22 protein-coding genes are annotated in these 17,904 nt (G+C 58.8%); 3 read left to right on the forward strand and 19 right to left on the reverse strand.

The window, feature by feature from the left end; genetic code table 11:
• The first annotated feature begins 58 nt into the window (after positions 1-58).
• Positions 59-835: an alpha/beta fold hydrolase gene (locus tag IAE37_RS23700; protein WP_201177483.1), complete on the forward strand. Its 777-nt coding sequence runs from the start codon at positions 59-61 to the stop codon at positions 833-835.
• A 200-nt stretch (positions 836-1,035) separates the two neighbouring features.
• Here IAE37_RS23700 and IAE37_RS23705 read toward each other — a convergent pair whose 3' ends face one another.
• The 15 genes from IAE37_RS23705 to IAE37_RS23775 all read right to left on the reverse strand — a co-directional run bounded on the left by IAE37_RS23705 (position 1,036) and on the right by IAE37_RS23775 (position 13,935).
• Complete coding sequence (locus IAE37_RS23705) at positions 1,036-1,545, reverse strand: TetR/AcrR family transcriptional regulator (protein ID WP_236410127.1); 510 nt, start codon at positions 1,543-1,545, stop codon at positions 1,036-1,038.
• 77 nt (positions 1,546-1,622) lie between these two features.
• Positions 1,623-2,426 (reverse strand): enoyl-CoA hydratase/isomerase family protein, encoded by an 804-nt coding sequence (locus tag IAE37_RS23710; protein ID WP_201177486.1) that lies wholly within the window; start codon positions 2,424-2,426, stop codon positions 1,623-1,625.
• A gap of 9 nt (positions 2,427-2,435) precedes the next feature.
• Positions 2,436-3,182 (reverse strand): SDR family oxidoreductase, encoded by a 747-nt coding sequence (locus tag IAE37_RS23715; RefSeq protein ID WP_201177489.1) that lies wholly within the window; start codon positions 3,180-3,182, stop codon positions 2,436-2,438.
• Between the two features lie 14 nt (positions 3,183-3,196).
• Entirely contained in the window at positions 3,197-4,360 is a 1,164-nt protein-coding gene (locus IAE37_RS23720; protein WP_328822771.1) for a thiolase family protein, read from the reverse strand.
• Positions 4,361-4,482: 122 nt separating this feature from the next.
• Positions 4,483-4,890, reverse strand: a complete 408-nt coding sequence (locus IAE37_RS23725) for a PaaI family thioesterase (protein WP_201177493.1) — start codon at positions 4,888-4,890, stop codon at positions 4,483-4,485.
• A gap of 27 nt (positions 4,891-4,917) precedes the next feature.
• A complete protein-coding gene (locus IAE37_RS23730) occupies positions 4,918-5,202 on the reverse strand; it encodes a muconolactone Delta-isomerase (RefSeq protein ID WP_201177495.1) in 285 nt (94 codons plus the stop codon).
• Positions 5,203-5,234: 32 nt separating this feature from the next.
• A complete protein-coding gene (locus tag IAE37_RS23735) occupies positions 5,235-6,386 on the reverse strand; it encodes an acyl-CoA dehydrogenase family protein (RefSeq protein ID WP_201177497.1) in 1,152 nt (383 codons plus the stop codon).
• Positions 6,387-6,437: 51 nt separating this feature from the next.
• Positions 6,438-7,733: an MFS transporter gene (locus IAE37_RS23740; RefSeq protein ID WP_236410128.1), complete on the reverse strand. Its 1,296-nt coding sequence runs from the start codon at positions 7,731-7,733 to the stop codon at positions 6,438-6,440.
• A gap of 60 nt (positions 7,734-7,793) precedes the next feature.
• Positions 7,794-8,474, reverse strand: coding sequence for a 3-oxoacid CoA-transferase subunit B (locus IAE37_RS23745; RefSeq protein ID WP_201177499.1), 681 nt, complete (start codon positions 8,472-8,474; stop codon positions 7,794-7,796).
• Positions 8,475-8,477: 3 nt separating this feature from the next.
• Positions 8,478-9,182: a 3-oxoacid CoA-transferase subunit A gene (locus IAE37_RS23750; RefSeq protein WP_201177553.1), complete on the reverse strand. Its 705-nt coding sequence runs from the start codon at positions 9,180-9,182 to the stop codon at positions 8,478-8,480.
• 211 nt (positions 9,183-9,393) lie between these two features.
• Positions 9,394-10,314 carry a LysR substrate-binding domain-containing protein gene (locus tag IAE37_RS23755; protein ID WP_201177501.1) on the reverse strand — a complete coding sequence of 307 codons (921 nt, stop codon included), beginning with the start codon at positions 10,312-10,314 and terminating at the stop codon, positions 9,394-9,396.
• A 69-nt stretch (positions 10,315-10,383) separates the two neighbouring features.
• On the reverse strand, positions 10,384-11,274 hold the full coding sequence (locus IAE37_RS23760; protein WP_201177503.1) for an MBL fold metallo-hydrolase: 891 nt from the start codon (positions 11,272-11,274) through the stop codon (positions 10,384-10,386).
• A gap of 35 nt (positions 11,275-11,309) precedes the next feature.
• Entirely contained in the window at positions 11,310-12,170 is an 861-nt protein-coding gene (locus tag IAE37_RS23765; protein ID WP_201177505.1) for an alpha/beta fold hydrolase, read from the reverse strand.
• A gap of 10 nt (positions 12,171-12,180) precedes the next feature.
• The gene (locus IAE37_RS23770) at positions 12,181-13,377 is read right to left on the reverse strand and encodes an acetyl-CoA C-acetyltransferase (protein ID WP_201177507.1); all 1,197 of its coding nucleotides are present in this window, start codon (positions 13,375-13,377) and stop codon (positions 12,181-12,183) included.
• Between the two features lie 417 nt (positions 13,378-13,794).
• Positions 13,795-13,935 carry a hypothetical protein gene (locus IAE37_RS23775; protein WP_201177509.1) on the reverse strand — a complete coding sequence of 47 codons (141 nt, stop codon included), beginning with the start codon at positions 13,933-13,935 and terminating at the stop codon, positions 13,795-13,797.
• A gap of 202 nt (positions 13,936-14,137) precedes the next feature.
• Between IAE37_RS23775 and IAE37_RS23780 the strand changes: the two genes are divergently transcribed.
• Positions 14,138-14,929 (forward strand): hypothetical protein, encoded by a 792-nt coding sequence (locus IAE37_RS23780; RefSeq protein ID WP_201177511.1) that lies wholly within the window; start codon positions 14,138-14,140, stop codon positions 14,927-14,929.
• Positions 14,930-14,966: 37 nt separating this feature from the next.
• Here the strand turns inward: IAE37_RS23780 and IAE37_RS23785 are convergent, their stop codons facing one another.
• The 4 genes from IAE37_RS23785 to IAE37_RS23800 form a co-directional block, all read right to left on the reverse strand.
• Positions 14,967-15,551, reverse strand: coding sequence for a hypothetical protein (locus IAE37_RS23785; RefSeq protein ID WP_201177513.1), 585 nt, complete (start codon positions 15,549-15,551; stop codon positions 14,967-14,969).
• 779 nt (positions 15,552-16,330) lie between these two features.
• Positions 16,331-16,639, reverse strand: coding sequence for a hypothetical protein (locus tag IAE37_RS23790; protein WP_201177515.1), 309 nt, complete (start codon positions 16,637-16,639; stop codon positions 16,331-16,333).
• Positions 16,629-16,877, reverse strand: a complete 249-nt coding sequence (locus tag IAE37_RS23795) for a hypothetical protein (RefSeq protein WP_201177517.1) — start codon at positions 16,875-16,877, stop codon at positions 16,629-16,631. The genes IAE37_RS23790 and IAE37_RS23795 overlap by 11 nt, the downstream gene beginning before the upstream one ends.
• 41 nt (positions 16,878-16,918) lie before the next feature.
• Positions 16,919-17,458 (reverse strand): hypothetical protein, encoded by a 540-nt coding sequence (locus tag IAE37_RS23800; RefSeq protein WP_201177519.1) that lies wholly within the window; start codon positions 17,456-17,458, stop codon positions 16,919-16,921.
• A gap of 100 nt (positions 17,459-17,558) precedes the next feature.
• Between IAE37_RS23800 and IAE37_RS23805 the strand changes: the two genes are divergently transcribed.
• Positions 17,559-17,813, forward strand: coding sequence for a helix-turn-helix domain-containing protein (locus IAE37_RS23805; protein WP_201177521.1), 255 nt, complete (start codon positions 17,559-17,561; stop codon positions 17,811-17,813).
• The last annotated feature ends 91 nt before the right edge of the window (positions 17,814-17,904 follow it).

A 17,904-nucleotide genomic window follows, 5' to 3' on the forward strand; every position in this document is an offset into this window, starting at 1 on the left:
GCGCCATCCATACCAGGCTACGGCATGCCTCGCCCTGGCAGTTGCCATGAATTCTTCCATGGCAGCGCAGGAATTGATTGCCTCCCATGCCACGACAAACATTGCCTACTCGGTGCAGGGCAGCGGGCCGCTGGTTGTATTGATCGCATCGCTGGGGAGAGGCACTGCGGAGTTCGACACATTGGCCAAACGACTGGTCGAACGCGGCTACCTTGTAGCCCTTCCCGAGCCGCGAGGTATCGGGCGTTCGTCCGGGCCGATGGAAAACATCTCGCTGCATGACCTGGCGAACGACTACGCCAGCGTCATCACGGCACAAGGCAGCCCGGCTATCGTCGCCGGGCACGCCTACGGACAATGGGTGGCCAGAACACTCGCGACGGACCATCCCGAGTTGGTGCGCGGCACGGTATTGATCGCCGCCGGATCGAAGCAATGGCCTCGCGAATTGCTGAACGAGATCGCCACCATCAACGACCCGGCAGCCCACCGCGACCAGAAAATTGCCAGCCTGCGGGTTGCCTTCTTCGCGGTCGGCAACGATCCACAGCCCTGGCTGGAAGGTTGGCATCCTGCCGTAGCGCGAAGCCAGCTCGCCGCGGAGAAACGCACCGCGCAGGATCACTGGTGGGCTGGAGGCTCGGCACCGATCCTGGACCTGCAAGCAGACACGGACCCGTTCAGGCCCGAAGCCTCCAGGCTGGAGATGAAAGAGCAGTTCGGCGCTCGCGTCACAGTCAGGGTCGTGCCGAACAGCAGCCATGCCCTGCCGGCAGAAAAACCCTTGCAAGTCGCGGATGCCATCGCCGACTGGGCCGACCAGCTCGATCGATGAACCGACCTTCGCCAAGCGACGGAGCGGCACGCCCTTGTAGGATGGCGCGGGGCACGTAGCCTTGAGCGAAGTAATACCCATCGAGGAGTCCGCACCATCGCTTGATGGGTATCGTCGCTTCGCTCCTCGCCCCATCCTACGAACTGGTGGGCTTCAGCCCACCAGTTCCGTTACGCAGCACAAAAGACTTGGAACAGGTTCTAAGCAACGCGAAACAAGCCGCGCAGAACGCAACACGCAAGTTCCACTCTCTGCCCTGGCGAAGGCGACAGGCCAAACAACCAGTTCGGTGCATTGTTGAGCAATGCCACCAGGCTGAGTGCCGAAACCACGTCGATCATGCAATGGCGTGCCAGCAACGCGGCGTAGTCATGCCGGGCCTGCTCGGCTTTCATGCGGTACACGTCACTCAGTTGGCGCATATCGTTTTCGGCCAACTGGAAGTGAGCAGCCATGGTGTCGTGCAAAGCCAGGTGGCGCTCGACCAGAACGTTGAGCCGAGACCTTGGAGGTGATGAGCCGGGGCGATGTTCAGCGCCAACGCGCAGCACTTCGTACAACTCTTCGATGAACTCGAACAGCAGCGCTTCCTTGCTCTCGATATGGTTGTACAGCGAGCCTGCGCTCAGCCCAAGACAAGCGGCCAACTCGCGCATGCTCACCGCGTTGTAGCCCTTGTACGCGAACAGCCGGACCGCGTGTTCACGCATTGTGCAGAACCGGCTGGGGCGCACGCCCACCTGGTGGTTTGCCGGGCCGCTTTGGCGGCCCTGAGCAACGGAGCCCATCATGCCCCCCGATAGACGGCCTGACGCTTTTCAGCGAAAGCCTGGCGTCCTTCCAGGCGGTCAGCGCTATCCCTTAGCAACCCCCATGCGAGGTTCGACTGAGTAACGAAGTCACGGGGCGCGAGATGGGCGGTCTCCAACGCGAGTTTTTTCACCATCTGTACGGCCAAAGGCCCATTGGCTTCGATCTGCTCGGCCAGCTTCAGAGCCTCCTCGAACAACGCTTCGGGCTCATGAAGATCACTGATCAGGCCAATACTCAGCGCCTCCTGGGCGTCAATACGAACGCCCGTCAGGGCAAGTTTCATGGCGTGAGCTGAGGCGACGGCGCGGAGCAAATACTGCACGCCGCCCACAGCCGGCACACTGGCGACTTTCACTTCCGGCAGTGCGAATGAGGCCGAACGGCTCGCCAGGCGCAAATCGCACTGCAATGCCAGCTCAAGCCCCCCGCCCAGGCAGTAGCCATTGATCACGGCAATCAGCGGCTTCCAGATATCCAGATCGCTCAGGTCGATGAGCCGGGTATACCCGCCCTGCTCAGCCTCGCAGTTGCGCCCGAGCAGCATGCTCTTGGCGAACCCGTCCTGGGGCGGAAATGTCGCCTTCAGGTTGGCGCCGGTACAAAACGCTTTGTCTCCGGCACCGGTGATGATCATTACCCGTACCTGATCGTCATTCTGACAATCGCTCAACACCTGGCGCAGCGCCCTCAGGTCGTCGATGGTCAAGGCATTGAGGGACTCGGGAGCGTCGAGTTCGATGATCGCCACCGCCCCTTGTCGACGTGTATTTATTGCCATGAGAACTCCTCAGACACTGGGACTGGACAGGGAACGGCCACCACAGACATACAGGGTCTGGCCGGTGATGTAGGACGACGCTTCACTGGCGAAGAACAGCACTGCACTTGCCACGTCGTCGGCCTCGCCGATACGCCCCACTGGCACACTGGCGCGCAGCTTCTCCTTGACATCGTCACGGAACGTCTCGAACAGCGGTGTCGCGACGATGCCAGGCGCAACGGCATTGGCCGTGATGCCATCCCTTGCCAGCTCTATCGCCAGAGAACGCGTGAGGCTGACCACACCGCCCTTGGCCGAGGAGTAATTGGCCTGGCCGAAACCGCCAAGCCAGGCTCGCGAAGAAATGTTGACGATGCGTCCCTGGCCTTGTTCGACCATGCCAGGAACGAGTGCCTTGGCGCAGAGAAACTGCGATTTCAGATTGACGTCGATGACGAAATCCCAATCCGCCTCGGTCATTTTGGTGAAGCGTTTATCACGGGCGATCCCGGCGTTGTTGACCAGCACATCAGGGCTCTTCCACTGGCGGCTCACCTGCTGCGCAGCGGCCTCGACGCTCTGCGCGCTGGTCACATCGACAACCTGGTCGATCAAGCGCTCAGGGCCTGCATCCAGTCGACTCGCCAAGTCGGCAAGCGCGGCCTCGTTGACGTCCCATACCGCCACCCGATAGCCCACCGCCAGGCTCGCCTCGGCGATGCCCAAGCCGATACCGCTAGCGCCGCCGGTGACCACCATCACTCTACCGTCCATTGTGCGCACCTCGTTCAGACCGACAGGATGGTCACGACAGCAACAGCGGAGTCGCCCGCCAACTGCCCACCATTGTTTTCCGCCAGAGCGACCCGGGCACCTGGACGTTGACGCTTGCCGGCACGCCCACGCAACTGCGTCGTCAGCTCGACGATTTGCGCCGCCCCGGTCGCGCCGATGGGATGGCCACGACTCAACAGCCCGCCACTCGGGTTCACAGAGATACGCCCGCCAATATCGGTATCGCCCGAACGTATCAAGCCGATAGCCCCGCCACCGGACTCGCACAACCCGAGGTTTTCGTAGTGGATCAACTCGGCCGGAGCCGATGCGTCATGCAGTTCCACGACATGCAGATCCTGAGGCCCGACGCCCGCCTGTTCGTAAGCCTTGCGTGAAGCCGTCACGGCTACCGGCTCAACGGCTCCCGTCGCCTTCGCCGAAACCACCGCCGAGGCCCGGATCAGCACCTTGGGTACATCCAGACGCGCGGCGAAAGCCTCGGAGCAGATGAACAAGGCGGCGGCACCGTCCCCGATAGACGAGCACATGAACAAGGTCAGCGGGTCACTGACCATGCGGCTCTCGAGTACCTCGCCAACGGTGGTCGGTTGCCGGAACTGCGCAGAGGCATTCAACGATCCGGCCAGCCGGCTTTTCACCACCACCCGGGCGAAATCCTCAGGCTGGGCGCCAGTTTCCGCCATCCACTTGCGCGTTTTTGCCGCGTAAATATCCATGAACAGCGAGCCATTGCCTGCCACATAGCCGTCAGGCAGTGGCTCTTCCAGGTCGACCGCCTTGGCGAATGCCCCGAACGAGACCGCCTTGTCTTCATGGCTGAGCTTCTCGGCACCCACCACCAGTGCCGTCTCCGCCTGCCCGCTGGCCACCGACAGCCAGGCCAGGTGCAGCGCAGTGCTGCTGGACGCACAAGCATTCTCGATGTTGAACATGGGCTTGCCATCAAGGCCGGTGTTGCGCAGCGACGATTGCGCCCGAATCATCTCCTGCCCGGTGACCACACCCGCAGCAGCATTGCCAAAATACACCTGCTCGACCTGCCCGGGCGTCACGCCGGCATCGTCCAGCGCCAGCCGGACGGCTTCTTCGGACAGTGATTTCAAGTTGCGCTGCAGAAACTTGCCGAACGACGTCATGCCGACGCCTGCGATCACGACATTCCTCATTTCGATACCTCATCATTTTTTCAAGGGTGTGTTCGCCCGCCGCACCGACTGTTCGGCACGGGGCGTCTGTTGCGATTCAACGCGCTTGGGTTTGGAGAGCGGCGCTGGTCCTAGCCCGTGTACCTGTGCCGCTTGAACGTCCCGGTAGCGCAAGCCAGCAGCACGCCATCGTCAGTCGACAGACTGGCCTCGGCGAAATAGATGTTCTGACCTCCTCCGCTGACCTTTCCCTGCACACGTACGTGCCCACTGCTGACCGTCTGGATGTAACTCACCGCCAGAGACAAGGTGATCGCATCGATGAGCTCGTCCTCTGTTCCGATCAGGCCTGCATAACCGCAGGCAACATCCAGAAGACTGGCGATTGCGCCACCATGCAGCTTGCCTTGCCGATTCAGATGCTGCGCGCCGACCTCCATCGAGAACGCGGCATAACCTTCGCGCAGTTCAGTCAAATGCCCTCCCAGCGCCTGCAAGTAGGGATTGGGAATGTTGGGTAGGTTCGCATCGAGGCTCATGGGGCTCTCCTGAAACAGACAGACCGCTCAGTTCTCGCTGATATCGGAGGGATGGCGGGACAGCGGAATGACCTGGATATCGAAGTAGGGAAACAGCGCCAGGGAACTGAGAACCTCATGGAATTCATCGTTGTCGGCCACATCCCAGACCGACACATTGGCGACCTTGCCAGCGACCCGCCAAAGATGGCGCAACGTGCCCGCACGCTGCAGCTCCTGGGCGCGAGCGGTTTCCCGACGGCGCAGTTCCTGTACCTGTTCGGGTGGCATGTCTGCAGGAATGTTCACTTCGACCAACGTACAAATCAGCATGTGCAACCTCGTCTTGAGTAGTCCGTATTCGCTCAGCGAAACGCTGTGGTACCGGTCAATTCACGCCCCTGGATGAGCGCCAGGGTGCCATTGGTACCATCGGGAACCTGGAACATCCGCGCATCGCGCCACAGCCGCTCGATGCCCATTTCCCGGCTGATGCCCATGCCGCCGTGCAGCTGCATGGCCAGCAGGATGGCTTTCTCGCACGCCTGGGTCGCGTAGCGCTTGGCCATGGCCGCAAGACCATTGGCACGTTCACCCCGGTCGACCGCATCGAGCGCATACAGGCACATCAAGCGGGAACTGATGATCGCAGTCTCGATATCGGCCAGGTCCTGCTGCACCAGTTGATGCCCAGCCAGGGGCTTGCCGAACTGGCGGCGCTCGGCCGTATGAGCGAGCGCCAGTTTCAGCGCCTGCTGCGCCAGATGCACGGTCATCAGGCCGATCAGCGGGCGGTTGACGTTCCAGCCAACGGTCAGATACTTCGCCGCATCACCGCCTTCGCCAACGATATGACTGGCCGGCACAGCTGTGCCATCGAACATCATCTCGCCCAAATGGCCTTGCTGCAGGCCCATCACCGGTATCTCATGCACTTCGAACGGCGACCTGGCGACATCGACCAGCACCCGGCTGACCACCGGCCGTCCCTTGGAATCCAGCCCCTGGGTACAGGAGACATTCACCACGTCGGCAATCGACGCATTGGTGATCCAGATTTTCCTGCCACTGATCCGCGCGGTCGCACCGTCGACCTCGACGCGTGTATGAATTGCCCGCGAATCGGAACCCGCATCGGACTCGGTGTTGGCCGTGCAGCAAATCTTTCTACCCGCGATCAGATCGCCCAGGTAGTCACGGGCAATGTCATCGGAACAACCGGCATACAGCCTGGCGACCGTGCCCTCGTGGGACAGCAATGAAAGCGCGACGACAGGTGGCAGTTGCTCGATGATCAAGCCGTAATCGAGCATCTTCAGCGCGCCGCCACCTGCCTCTTCAGGCAAGCGCGGAGCGGTGATGCCCAGCTCCGCCAATGCCGAGAAAATCCTCAGCATCGCGTCCTTCGGCAAGGGACGGTCAGCAGCATGGGCATCCAGCTCGGGCTGTATGTTGCGAGCCACCATGCGCTGGGTCGACTCGATAGCGAACGTCTGGTCTGAGTTGAGATGGAACATGACGACTCCAATGACTGTTCATTGATACAAAACGACGTGATTTCAAACGCATCAGGGATGTCGGCTGGAAACCGTCGTAGCGGTGGTTTGAGCCAACTCCTGAGATCCTTCCCCTGCGACTTCGATATCCTCCAGGCGCTTGCCTCGCGTTTCCGGCAGCAACAGAAGAGCCCCCAGCGTTATCGCGTAAGCCGCCAGGCAAAACAGGCCGATGGCCACGGCCAGGCTGACGTGAACCGAAAGGATTCCGACCCCGGTGACCGCCAGTGCACCGAGCGTCTTGCCGAGGTTGTAGGCGAAGCCCATGCAGGTGGTGCGCACCTCTGTGGGAAAGAGCTCGGACAGGAAAGGCCCCATCACGGCGAAGACACCGAGCATGAAGAACCCCACCAGAAAACTCAGTGCAGTCATCAGCAACGCGTTCAATGGCAGCAGCGCATAGCTGACGGTCACGACCCACGAACCAATCGACATCAAGATCAACGTAGGCCGGCGCCCCCAGCGATCGGCAAGGTCGGACGTCAGGATGTACCCGCACATGGAACCCGCGGCCATTACCAGGATGCTGGTAATCAGCGATCCGGAAGCGATACCCCGCTCGGCCATCAGCGAGGGAACCCAGATAACCACGGCGTAGGCGCCGCCCTGCAGACCCAATACCATCAGCGAAGAGATGACGCTGGTGCGCAGGTAGCGAGGCTTGAAGACCGTCGTGAAACTGGCTTTTTCCCTGGCCTCGCTGGCGGCATTGATGAACGCATCCGAGTCGCTCAGGTAACGGCGTAGAAACAGCACGCACATCGCCGGGATCACACCCACCCAGAACACGATCCGCCACGCCAGTTCAGGCGGGAACTGGCTGATGATCAAGGTCGCGACGATCACCGCCAGCGCCCAGCCCGAGGCGAATCCTGATTGAACGTAACCCAGGGCTTTACCACGGTGCGCTGGGTTGATCACTTCCGCCATCAGCGCTGCACCGACCGCCCACTCACCACCGAAACCCAATCCCTGCAAGGCGCGGGCAATGAGCAACTGTTCAGCATTCTGGGCAAACCCCGCCAGCATGCCGAACGCGGTGAACCAGACGATGGTGAACATCAGCACACGTACACGGCCGAAACGATCACTGAGGATTCCAGCGATCCAGCCACCCAACGCCGAAGAGAACAAGGCAGCCGTACCGATCATTCCCGCTTCGGCCTTGGTCAGGCCCCAGACAGCGATCAGCGTCGGCAGTAGAAAGCTGAAGATCTGGACATCGTAGGTGTCCAGAGCCCATCCCGAGTAGCAAGCCCAAAACGTTCTTTTCTGCTTGCGGTCGGATAACCTGTACCAGTCAAACATCTGCATCACCTTATTGTTTTTATTTGAGAAAAGACGCACCCGCCAGTCATTCACACGTGATCAACGCTCTTCCGCCAGACGCCGCTGAAACGACTTATCGAGCGCGGAGAAATCCAGCTCCACTGCAGTCAGGTCCTGCAGCCTGCCTGGTTCCATATCGCCTACCAGTTCGAGGACACTCACACCGTTCCGAGTGATCTCCAGCGTGGCCAGATCCGTGTAGATACGGCTGACGCAAGCCAGCCCGGTCAGTGGATAGGTACATGTCTGAAGAAGCTTGCTGCGCCCGGCCTTGTCCAGATGTTCCATCATCACGAAGATACGTTTTGCCCCGATGGCCAGATCCATCGCCCCTCCGACTGCGGGGATCGAACCGGGCTGACCGGTGTGCCAGTTGGCCAGATCGCCTCTCTGCGACACCTGGAAGGCGCCGAGCACGCAGATGTCCAGATGACCGCCACGCATCATCCCGAATGAGTCGGCGTGGTGAAAAAAAGCGGCGCCTGGATGCAGGCTGATCGGCTCCTTGCCGGCATTGATCATGTCCCAGTCTTCTTCGCCAGCAGGTGCGGCCTGCCAACGGCCCAACACGCCATTTTCACTGTGCAGGAAAATCTCCTTGTCGCCCGGCAGATGATTGGCCACCAGTGTCGGCAAACCGACACCGAGATTGACGTAGGCCCCTTCGGGAATGTCATGGGCAACCCGCGCGGCCATCTGATTACGCACATGTTTGTCCATGCCTCAGGCCCTCCGCTGCATATCGGTCAGGGCACTGCTCCCGACTCGCTGGCTGGGTACCACATGCTTGACGAAGATGCCCGGTGTGACCACCGCTTCCGGGTCCAACTCGCCTAGCTCGCAAACCCGCGTCACCGAGGCAATCGTGTGCGTAGCAGCCATGGCCATAACGGGACCGAAGTTGCGCGCCGTCTTGCGAAACACCAGGTTGCCCCAGCGATCGCCGACATCCGCCTTGATCAGCGCATAGTCAACTGCGATCGGCCGCTCCAGCACATAATGGCGACCGTCGATTGCCCGGGTTTCCTTGCCCTCGGCCAAGGCAGTACCGAAAGCGGTAGGCGTATAAAAGCCACCGATGCCACATCCGGCTGCGCGCAGGCGCTCTGCCAAGGTGCCCTGTGGTATCAGCTCCAACTCGATACGTCCGGCATTGAACAGCTCCTCGAATACGTAAGAGCCGGACATGCGCGGGAATGAACAGAGAATCCGACTGACCAACCCAGCCCTGAGCAATGCGGCAATCCCGGACTCCCCCTGCCCCGCATTGTTGGTTATCAGCGTCAGGTTGCGCGGACCATGCTCGATAAGCGCATCGATCAGTTCCTCCGGCATACCCGCGCCACCGAAGCCGCCAATCGCAATCCGGGCACCGTCGCCGATTTCCGCGACAGCCTGATGCGCACTGGAACAAATTTTATTGATCATCACGCTCTCACTCTTGTTATTGCCTTGGCGATACAAGCGGCCCCGTCACGGCAGCAGCTCGCCTTGCTGACTGCAGCGTGCCAAAGCACGTGTTCGTCGACAATTTCGGACTTTGAAAGGGCGCTTAATGCAGTGCTAACGAAGAATGGAAATGGCCTGACAGACCACGATTGGCGAGGCATTCAGCCTCGTTCAGCAACCGTGGCCGAGGCTAAATGGCGTTGGCAAAAGCGTCAGCACCTGCGTAGTGAGTGACGAGGGAATGGGCGAAGCTTTGGGCCGGCGAAGAGAGCTGTTCGAAATCCCGTGCGCACAGCCGGAAGGTCCGTGTCGCCCAGCTATCACTGAGCAGGCAAGAGCCAATCGCCCCGGTACGCAACCGCTCGAAACAGGCCAAGGGCACAATGGCAATCCCCGCCCCCGCTTCGACCATGCGAAAGATCGCATCCGAGCCAGCCACCTGGACACGGATACTCATGGGCTTGTGCAATGCCGCTGCCGCACGACTGTAGAAAACGCTGGAAGCACTGCCCTCGAGCAGAGACACGAAGGCATGATCCAAGGCTTCGCGAAAGGAAATCCGTGGGTGATCCAGGACCGCATGACCGATGGGCGCAATGATGATCAACTGGCTGGAAACGAACGGCACACTCTGAATCCCCTCTGTGCCTACATCCCCGGAAATGACGCCAAGATCGGCAGCCCCCTCCCTGATCTGGCGCACGATTTCGTCACTGATGCGCTCACGCATCTCTACATGCACATCGGGATGAGTACGCAAAAATGCGCTGAGTACCGCAGGCAAGTACTCGGTCACCGCAGTGGTGTTGGCCAGCAGGCGCAACTGGCTCTTCAGTCCCTCGGTATAGGCCTGCAAATCACCGGTCAACAGTTCCAGTTGCGAGAGCACGCTGCGTGCATGCTGCAGATAGGTCCTTCCAGCCTCGGTGATGGTGACGCCCGTCGGTGAGCGCTCCAGCAACTTGACCCCAATGTTCTCTTCGAGATTCTTGATGCGGTTGCTGGCAGCCGGAACGGAGATGAACGAGCGTTCGGCGCCTCGGGTCAGGCTGCTCGCCTCGGCTATGTTGACGAACAGCCTGAAGTCAGTGATATCGAAGTGAAACGCCATCGGCATAATCCTTACAGGTGCTGGGCCAAGGCCAAAAGACCCGCCCAGCATAGTCCTGGGCAAGGACGCTTACCAATGAGCAGGCTCGAAGATGAACCCCGAGCCCTGGCGACGAATATAGCCACAATGTGGCTCGCCGAAGTGCACCGGCATCACCAGTGCCTCACGGTCAGCGGCACGATTGAGGAACTCCAGGCGCGTCTTGCGCGCCGTGTCGGCCCAGATGCAGTAGCCGGAATTCAACTCGGGCATGACGATCTGCATGGGGCTATGCAGGATGTCACCGCAGAAAATGCCCTCCTCGCCGCGAGACCTGATACGAAAGGCAACCTGCCCCGGACTATGCCCCGGTGCGGCCTCCACCACCATGCAGTCGGCGATTTCAGCGGGCGCATCGATCATCACCGCAAGCCCCTCGTCGACGATGGGCATCACGCTGTCGAAGAACGATTCGCCAAACACATCGATCACTCCGGGCTCACGATTCTTACCCTCCTTGCAGAACTGGAAATCCTGCTTCGGCAAGTAATAACGCGCGTTGGGAAAGGTCGGCGTCCATCGATTGTCAGCCCATGTCGTGTTCCAGCCCACATGGTCAGCGTGCAAGTGGGTCAATACCACATGGGTAACCTTCTCCGGCGGCGCGCCCGCAGCCGTCATCCACTCGCGCACCAGGCCATTGAGCATGTGCATGCGTGGGATGCCGGGACGGGATTTGAAGTTACCCACGCCAGTGTCCACCACGATAATGTTGTTGCCGGCGTGCACGACCCATAGCTGGATGGTCACGATCAGCTTGTTCATCTCCGGCACCCAGTGGTGCGGTGCGATCATGCCCTGGTTGGCTTCGAGCGCACTCCGGTCGAGATCCGGAAACAGAAAAGCCGGATCATGCGTCGGCCCGCCGTACTCAAGAATTCGGGTTACCTTGATGTCACCGATCATGCGCGACTGCATCATGATGCTTTCACTCCTGTTCTTGTCGTTGTTCGTTCTCAGGCCGCGTGCCCGGCATCGCCCAGGCAGTTATCGGCTTGCGCCATGAAAGCTCTGTAACTCAGGTGAGCGGACAGGTTCGCACACACGAAATCCGCGAGCAGGCGTGCGACCCAACGCGGGCTCTGCATCTGCATGAAATGCCCTGACGCTACATCCAGAGTTTCGACATGCGGCGCAAAACCACCCAGTCGCTGGATTTCCGCAGGAGGACGCAAGGCATCATAGATGCCTGCGACCAGGACCGTGCGCGTCGGCAGGCTGGCCAGATCATCCTCCAGATTCAGCCCTGAAAGCATTTCGAAGAAATGCGCAAACCCCCTCGGGTCATTGCCCAGGCAACGCCCACGAAAAGCCGCGAATCGCTCAGCATCGGTACGCAGTGCCTCTGGCCAGCCACGCTCGAGCAAGCCCAGGAATACCTGGCGCATGCCCTGCTCGCGGATCTGCCCGATGGCCTGCCCCGCCCGCTCCTTCGCCTCAGGCGCGACACCACAGGCAGGCGCCATGGCGATCACATGACTGATCTGATCGCGATGTGTGGCTGCATAACGGATCGCAATGGCGGCACCTACGGCTACCCCGGCGAGCGCAATCGGGCCGGTAATCGCCAACTCGTCCAGTAGCTTGGCGAGGTCAGCACAATGCGCGTCGATGCTCATCGTCCCCACCAGCTTTTCCGATTGCCCTGCGCAACGCATGTCATAGGCAAGCACCTGGAGGGATTGCGGCAAGCGCTCGATCACGTCTCGCCAACTCTCGACCGACCCACCCATCTCATGCAGCAATACCAGGGTCAGGCCGCTGCCTCGACGCAACTGATAACGCAGGGCAACGCCATGAATGTCCAACCAGTTCATGGTCATCTCCTCAAATTCGCTCGAACAGTGCGGCAACGCCCTGCCCGCCGCCTACACACATAGTCTCCAGACCAAAACGTGTATCGCGACGCTGCATCTCATGCAGCAAGGTGGTCATGATGCGGATCCCCGTGGCCCCGATTGGGTGCCCCAGGGAGATGCCGGAACCATTGACATTGACATGTTCGTAATCCGGCAAGTGCCATGACTTGAGCACAGCCAGAGCTTGTGCGGCAAATGCTTCGTTGACCTCGAGCAAACCGATATCTGGCAAAGTCAGGCCGGTGCGCTGCAAAAGTTTATGCACTGCCGGCACGGGTCCGATCCCCATGCGGTCCGGCTCACAACCCGCTGTCGCCCAGCCAGCCAGGCGTGCCAACGGCGTCAAACCATAACGTTTAGCGTACTCAACTGACACCACCAGACACCCAGCGGCTGCATCGTTCTGCTGGCTTGAGTTACCCGCCGTACTGACCCCGTCAGGCAGCAGCGTGGCCAAGCGGCCCAGACTTTCCAGGGTGCCATCGGCGCGGATACCTTCATCCTCCGCAACCAGGTTGCGACTGCCTTTTGGCCCCGCGACCTCGACAGGGACAACCTCATCAGCAAAACGCCCCTGTGCCCAAGCAGCGCTGGCGTTGGCATGGCTGCGCAGGGCGAACTCATCGGCCTCGCGCCGGCTGATGGAAAAGTCTCTCGCCAGATTCTCTGCGGTTTCCGGCATGCCGGAAATCTTGCCGAAACGAGACTCTGGCTGAGAGCGCTCGCGACCACGCTGCAGACGATCATGCAAGGTCACGCTGCCTGATCGCTGGCCCCAGCGCATATCGGTGGAGTAGTACTCGATGTTGCTCATGCTTTCCACGCCGACCACCAACACCGCCTCGGCCTGGCCAGTTTGCACACACATCGAGGCATTGATGATCGCCTGCAAACCCGAGCCGCAACGTCGGTCCAGGGTGTAGCCCGGCACCTCCACAGGCAGTCCAGCTGCCAGACCGGCGTAGCGTCCCAGACAAGGTGCCTCGCTTGACGCATAGGATTGGGAAACGATCACGTCGTCCAGGCTGGCTGGCGGGATATTCAGACGCGTCATCAGCGCCTGGATGATGTGCACGGCCAATTCATCGGCTGTGAGTGCTTTCAGCGCCCCGCCAAACTTGCCGATCGGCGTGCGTAAGGGTGAAACGATCAGTGCATCTCTCATGCGCGATGACCTTGTTGTTCTTGGTCGTCACAGCATGGGAACACCGTTCAGGACAGGCAATTTTTCAATTTAGAATGGGGGTTTCGAAAAAGCTAAGAGCTTTTTGAGGCTTTTCTTAGGGCAATCGACTTTCGGGCCAAAACAACGGAGCCAAAAAATTTTCAAAACGCGTTGTCACTTTGCCTCCGGCAGCGCGACTCCTCTTGCAGATACCTCATAAAACGCCGACAACCGCATTAGGAGAAAGCATGCAGCATCCCCTTTACGATGCCGGCAATAGTTTTGTAGACCGTGCCGACAAAGAAAACCAGTTGTTTGAAATCACTAAGCGAAGATCCGGTTAAAAATCTGTCCTACCTGATCGCTTCGCCACAAGCAAAAACTGACATCTCAGATCAATTGAGAGATAGCCAGATGTCAGTAGATTACGAAACCATCCAAAAAATACAGAAGCTCGGTGACGACGTTCTCGTGGGTGTTGCAGAGGTCGCCGCATTGACCGGGTTCAGCGTACTCACTGTACGCCAGCGCAAACTGCCCGGTCTTGAGCCAGTACATGGGTTATCGAGGCTTAGGTGGAGACTCGGAGACCTCAGGACCTGGATGCGTACCGGGGATACGAGTACCCCGCATCAGCCACCAAGAGAGGTTGTGCTTTCAAAGCCGAAGCGCACGGGCCGACCTACGAAAAAGGTACAAGTGGAGGCTCGGCAATGATCGATGCTTCGATCCGGCTTCCGTCTACGGCGGAGCAATAATCATGGGCAGACAGAGAACCATCAGAGATCAGAACTTCTGGCGCTCGCCACGCCTACTGAACTGCACGACCGAAGATAAGGTTGCATTGCTACACCTGTTGACCGCGCCTGATAGCAACATCACTGGTGTTTACCCGCTCGTGCCGCGCATTGCGGGTGCAGAACTCGGATGGACCGCAGATCAATGGCTGCAGGTTATCCATCGGCTGCAGGACGAAGACCTTGTCAGGTATGACTTGAACCACTTCGTTGTCTGGGTGCGCCTTTGGTGGGACCATCACTCGGCAAGCCAAGTAACGGGACCGAAGCTGAGAGACAGAGCGATCGGAGAAATCCGTCGCATACCTGGCGAATGGCTTGATGAATTCCTGGATGACTTCAAAGAGCGACTAACCGGCGAACAGCAACGGCTGGTTGAGGATTTGCTCCAACCAGACCGTCGACGTACACCTGCAGACGTACCGATACCACAGCAATGCGGTATAGATACCCTATCCACCAACGTCCGCCCTAACAACAAACCTCAACAGAAATCACTAACCGAAACGTCGGGTGTGGGCTCTCGTAAGCTGGATATGTCGGGCATTCCTTCCGAACACCAGACAGATGTACACAGGGGAATAGTCAAAGCGATGACCAGCGGTAAGCTCCGCTTTGCGCCCCAGGTGGTCGTTAACGCTATGGCTGAAAATTACCGCTCTGCCTCAAGCAAGCCACAAAACGCAATGGCCCTCACGCTGTACTTAGCAGAGCACCTGAACAACGCCCCCTCAGTCAACGGTTCAAGGTCGTAAGCTCGTTCAAGCGAGAAATGCGGGGCGACGGTTGCTTTCATTCGTCCGGGACTGATTCGAAACCTAGGATCCGTGCCAATTCGCGATTGGATGAATCGACACGCAGGCGGCTAACTAGTCCTTGATCTCGCTCCCGCTGTTTGAGCAGATAGGCATCATCAAAGCATTGCACGATGTCATGCTCATTCAGGATTTTCGCCGAGACCTGTCGCTTTAGCCGATTGATTATCTTTCGAGCGCTGAGCTGGGCAGCCTCTCGCATATGCGCACGCATGAGGATATCTCGAAACACCCAGTCCGAAATCCAACCTTTCGTAAATGCCCAAAACACCAGACGCTGGAAGGTATCCCAAGCCATGCGTGATTGCCCGCTGAGGTAGCGCCTGAGCACTCGACCATCAGCATCTCCGAACCCGGACACTTTCAGCTCAGCAAGCTGACGTTCAAGCCTCACTTTGGACATGCCTGATTTCAGGCCAATCCCGGTGAACAGATACTCGATCAAATCAACGGGCACGCGGACCACGAAGTTTTTCCTGCCGGTGTCTTGGTGATGCTTGATCTCACGAAAGACAGCCTGCAGGGCTTCAGTCGGCTCGATATCTTGGGTGCTTAGCTTCATACAGCTATTGTTCGATCACTCCGCTGATCTGTCAAAGCGATGCAACCTTTCAAAGCATGGCCTTCGTGCCCCCCTTATAGGTGCCCTCGTTCATTTTTGGGCCGTCATCACCTGCCCACCGTTGGGACGGATGCCCTGGAGCAAGCTGGGCACAATCTCGAGTTCGCCAGCGTAAACCAAGGGTGTGCCGCATCTGGTAAATACAGCGCTCCTTTCAGATTCGACTTTCTGCACTGACCGTGATGCCAGCCGCCAATTTTTCTTCAACCACTCAGTCACCATCTCACTGCCCCTCGTACCTGGTCATTTGTGCGTCCGCGGTAGGCAAAAATCTTCCGTTCCTGCTACTTAACCGTTGCCCAATCGTCTTTAACATGCTTCTTCAGAAAACTTATCGCGGTCCTGTTTTTTGCACATGCCGTAAACCGCCAGGGTCGCGAACATGTACGCGTACGAGTCCCTGCCTACTCATCGGCCAGCTCCCCGCCACCATCCCTCAAAGGATGCTCTTCCAGCTTCCCCATACTCGAACTTGGCATCCTTATGAACCTGCAACCCGCAAACTCATTCGCCTATTCCCGAAGTTGTTACGTCGAAGCTAGCTGGAATCAGGACAGGGTAGGGTTTGTACTCCCGCCATGAATGGCGTACGTACAACCGGCAAAGCGGCAGTCGTTCCACTCCCTTGCTTTGCCTACCGTCCCTGCTCAGGGCAAGCCCCGAGACCCGTTGAAGCGAAAAGCCTCTGGTGTTCGTCTACACCCCTTGAAGCTGATGTGTCACAGACTGTCAGGTATGCCACACAGAGCAAGAATCTCATGCTCAGCCAATCCTTGGGCCCGCTGCGCCAGCCCGTGAGGCGATACGAGCGCCTCTTGCTCCAGACGTTGCTGTTCGAGCAATCGCTCCAGCAACAACAACTCGCCATCGGCTTCAAGCTCACGAAGTCGCCCAGAAGAATTGAGTGCCCAGCGGTCAAGGATTTGCCAACCACGTGCGTGATACGAGGTTGACCGGAGGACAGAATCGATGGTCGTACGCGCCAAGACCCCAGAGGCAATTCTTAACGGTTGGTGATCAGTCAGCATTGGCTAGTTCCGTTTTCTGCAGGAGATTGATCAATCGAGTGTTCTGCCCAATGGAGGATGATCGGAAACCGCCTTTGATCTCCAGCTCTCGAATATGAGCATGCGAGAAGCCCAGCGCGTACAACCTGGCACGGTCCCTAGAAGCCAGCGCTTGGTTGGCCAACCGCATGGTGGCATTCGCCCTCTTCAGCTGGACGGTATCCTCATGCCAAACATTATCAACGGTCACGTCACTCATTAGGCCACCCCGAATAGATAACTAAAGGCTCCTCCAGCAGTTTAGGTGTCGAAGACGGTACGCAACCGCGCCTCAGTACTGGCGACGTCAGACGACCTCAGCGCTAGGCTGAACGTTGGGATCTTCAGATCGCTAGTCAACAGCTCAAGTCGATGATTGCTTTTGCCCACGGGCAGGATGCGCCACGAACGAATTTCGTCTAATCGGAAGAAGTGGGCCTCGCGACCTACTGGATAGGCTAGCAACCGATTCGATTTCAGATCGACACCAACGTACGCATCGTTGATTTTTGCATACACCTCAACCTCAGGATTGAATCCCTCAGCCCGATAAGCAGCAGCCATGCTCTTCAGCTTTTCGGCATAACGTTGGTTGATTCGATAGAACAGCCACCCTCCTCCGAAAAAATATAGGGCCAGAGCCCAGAACAGCCAGCGGATTGCCGGGGCTTCGCCGCTGGTGAGTCCAAGAAAAAATGGCAGGTTGAAGCCTGAAAAGACCACCACAACCAGCAATAGCGCACCCACCGGCACGCATCCCACTGCCCACGCGACTCGAAACAGCTCCCAAACCAGTCTCATACAGCCTCCCAGACGAACTGAACCACCTCAAAATAACTGAAAATCAGATATCCCAAAAGCAGATATAGCTTGATCAGCCGCCCTTTTCACGGATACGGCTATGACCAAAGCTATCTATCGACGCGAGCATGTGATCTTCCTGCAGGAGCTAAAGCGCATGCGCGTCGAGTCAGGGATGACGCAGGCTCAGTGCTCCGCCGCGCTGGGGAGGCCGCAGTCGTTCATGAGTGATGTGGAAAGGGGGGTCAGGCGGCTGGATATGGTCCAGCTTCGTGATCTCTGTCTAGTCCTCGGCGGTGACCTTATCGCTTTCACCAAGTCCTTCGAGCACGCTCTCAGCCATGATAATGTGTAGGTATGAAAAGCGCTTCTGCCCAGGTAGGCGCTCTTCATCCGCGGTTAGCGGCCAGGAATGGATGCTAGTCGGCCGTGACGCGGCTGGGCTT

Source organism: Pseudomonas sp. S31, from assembly GCF_016648105.1.
GTDB lineage: Bacteria > Pseudomonadota > Gammaproteobacteria > Pseudomonadales > Pseudomonadaceae > Aquipseudomonas.

What these genes read in the sequence shown, in the direction of transcription:
- IAE37_RS23795 (WP_201177517.1), bottom strand. Translation starts at nt 16,877, where the DNA reads ATGAGTGACGTGACCGTTGATAATGTTTGGCATGAGGATACCGTCCAG.
- IAE37_RS23700 (WP_201177483.1), top strand. Translation starts at nt 59, where the DNA reads ATGGCAGCGCAGGAATTGATTGCCTCCCATGCCACGACAAACATTGCC.
- IAE37_RS23765 (WP_201177505.1), bottom strand. Translation starts at nt 12,170, where the DNA reads ATGAACTGGTTGGACATTCATGGCGTTGCCCTGCGTTATCAGTTGCGT.
- IAE37_RS23780 (WP_201177511.1), top strand. Translation starts at nt 14,138, where the DNA reads ATGGGCAGACAGAGAACCATCAGAGATCAGAACTTCTGGCGCTCGCCA.
- IAE37_RS23800 (WP_201177519.1), bottom strand. Translation starts at nt 17,458, where the DNA reads ATGAGACTGGTTTGGGAGCTGTTTCGAGTCGCGTGGGCAGTGGGATGC.
- IAE37_RS23715 (WP_201177489.1), bottom strand. Translation starts at nt 3,182, where the DNA reads ATGGACGGTAGAGTGATGGTGGTCACCGGCGGCGCTAGCGGTATCGGC.
- IAE37_RS23710 (WP_201177486.1), bottom strand. Translation starts at nt 2,426, where the DNA reads ATGGCAATAAATACACGTCGACAAGGGGCGGTGGCGATCATCGAACTC.
- IAE37_RS23805 (WP_201177521.1), top strand. Translation starts at nt 17,559, where the DNA reads ATGACCAAAGCTATCTATCGACGCGAGCATGTGATCTTCCTGCAGGAG.
- IAE37_RS23740 (WP_236410128.1), bottom strand. Translation starts at nt 7,733, where the DNA reads ATGTTTGACTGGTACAGGTTATCCGACCGCAAGCAGAAAAGAACGTTT.
- IAE37_RS23735 (WP_201177497.1), bottom strand. Translation starts at nt 6,386, where the DNA reads ATGTTCCATCTCAACTCAGACCAGACGTTCGCTATCGAGTCGACCCAG.
- IAE37_RS23755 (WP_201177501.1), bottom strand. Translation starts at nt 10,314, where the DNA reads ATGGCGTTTCACTTCGATATCACTGACTTCAGGCTGTTCGTCAACATA.
- IAE37_RS23750 (WP_201177553.1), bottom strand. Translation starts at nt 9,182, where the DNA reads ATGATCAATAAAATTTGTTCCAGTGCGCATCAGGCTGTCGCGGAAATC.
- IAE37_RS23770 (WP_201177507.1), bottom strand. Translation starts at nt 13,377, where the DNA reads ATGAGAGATGCACTGATCGTTTCACCCTTACGCACGCCGATCGGCAAG.
- IAE37_RS23725 (WP_201177493.1), bottom strand. Translation starts at nt 4,890, where the DNA reads ATGAGCCTCGATGCGAACCTACCCAACATTCCCAATCCCTACTTGCAG.
- IAE37_RS23785 (WP_201177513.1), bottom strand. Translation starts at nt 15,551, where the DNA reads ATGAAGCTAAGCACCCAAGATATCGAGCCGACTGAAGCCCTGCAGGCT.
- IAE37_RS23760 (WP_201177503.1), bottom strand. Translation starts at nt 11,274, where the DNA reads ATGATGCAGTCGCGCATGATCGGTGACATCAAGGTAACCCGAATTCTT.
- IAE37_RS23790 (WP_201177515.1), bottom strand. Translation starts at nt 16,639, where the DNA reads ATGCTGACTGATCACCAACCGTTAAGAATTGCCTCTGGGGTCTTGGCG.
- IAE37_RS23745 (WP_201177499.1), bottom strand. Translation starts at nt 8,474, where the DNA reads ATGGACAAACATGTGCGTAATCAGATGGCCGCGCGGGTTGCCCATGAC.
- IAE37_RS23730 (WP_201177495.1), bottom strand. Translation starts at nt 5,202, where the DNA reads ATGCTGATTTGTACGTTGGTCGAAGTGAACATTCCTGCAGACATGCCA.
- IAE37_RS23775 (WP_201177509.1), bottom strand. Translation starts at nt 13,935, where the DNA reads ATGTACTGGCTCAAGACCGGGCAGTTTGCGCTGGCGTACAGTGAGTAC.
- IAE37_RS23705 (WP_236410127.1), bottom strand. Translation starts at nt 1,545, where the DNA reads ATGCGTGAACACGCGGTCCGGCTGTTCGCGTACAAGGGCTACAACGCG.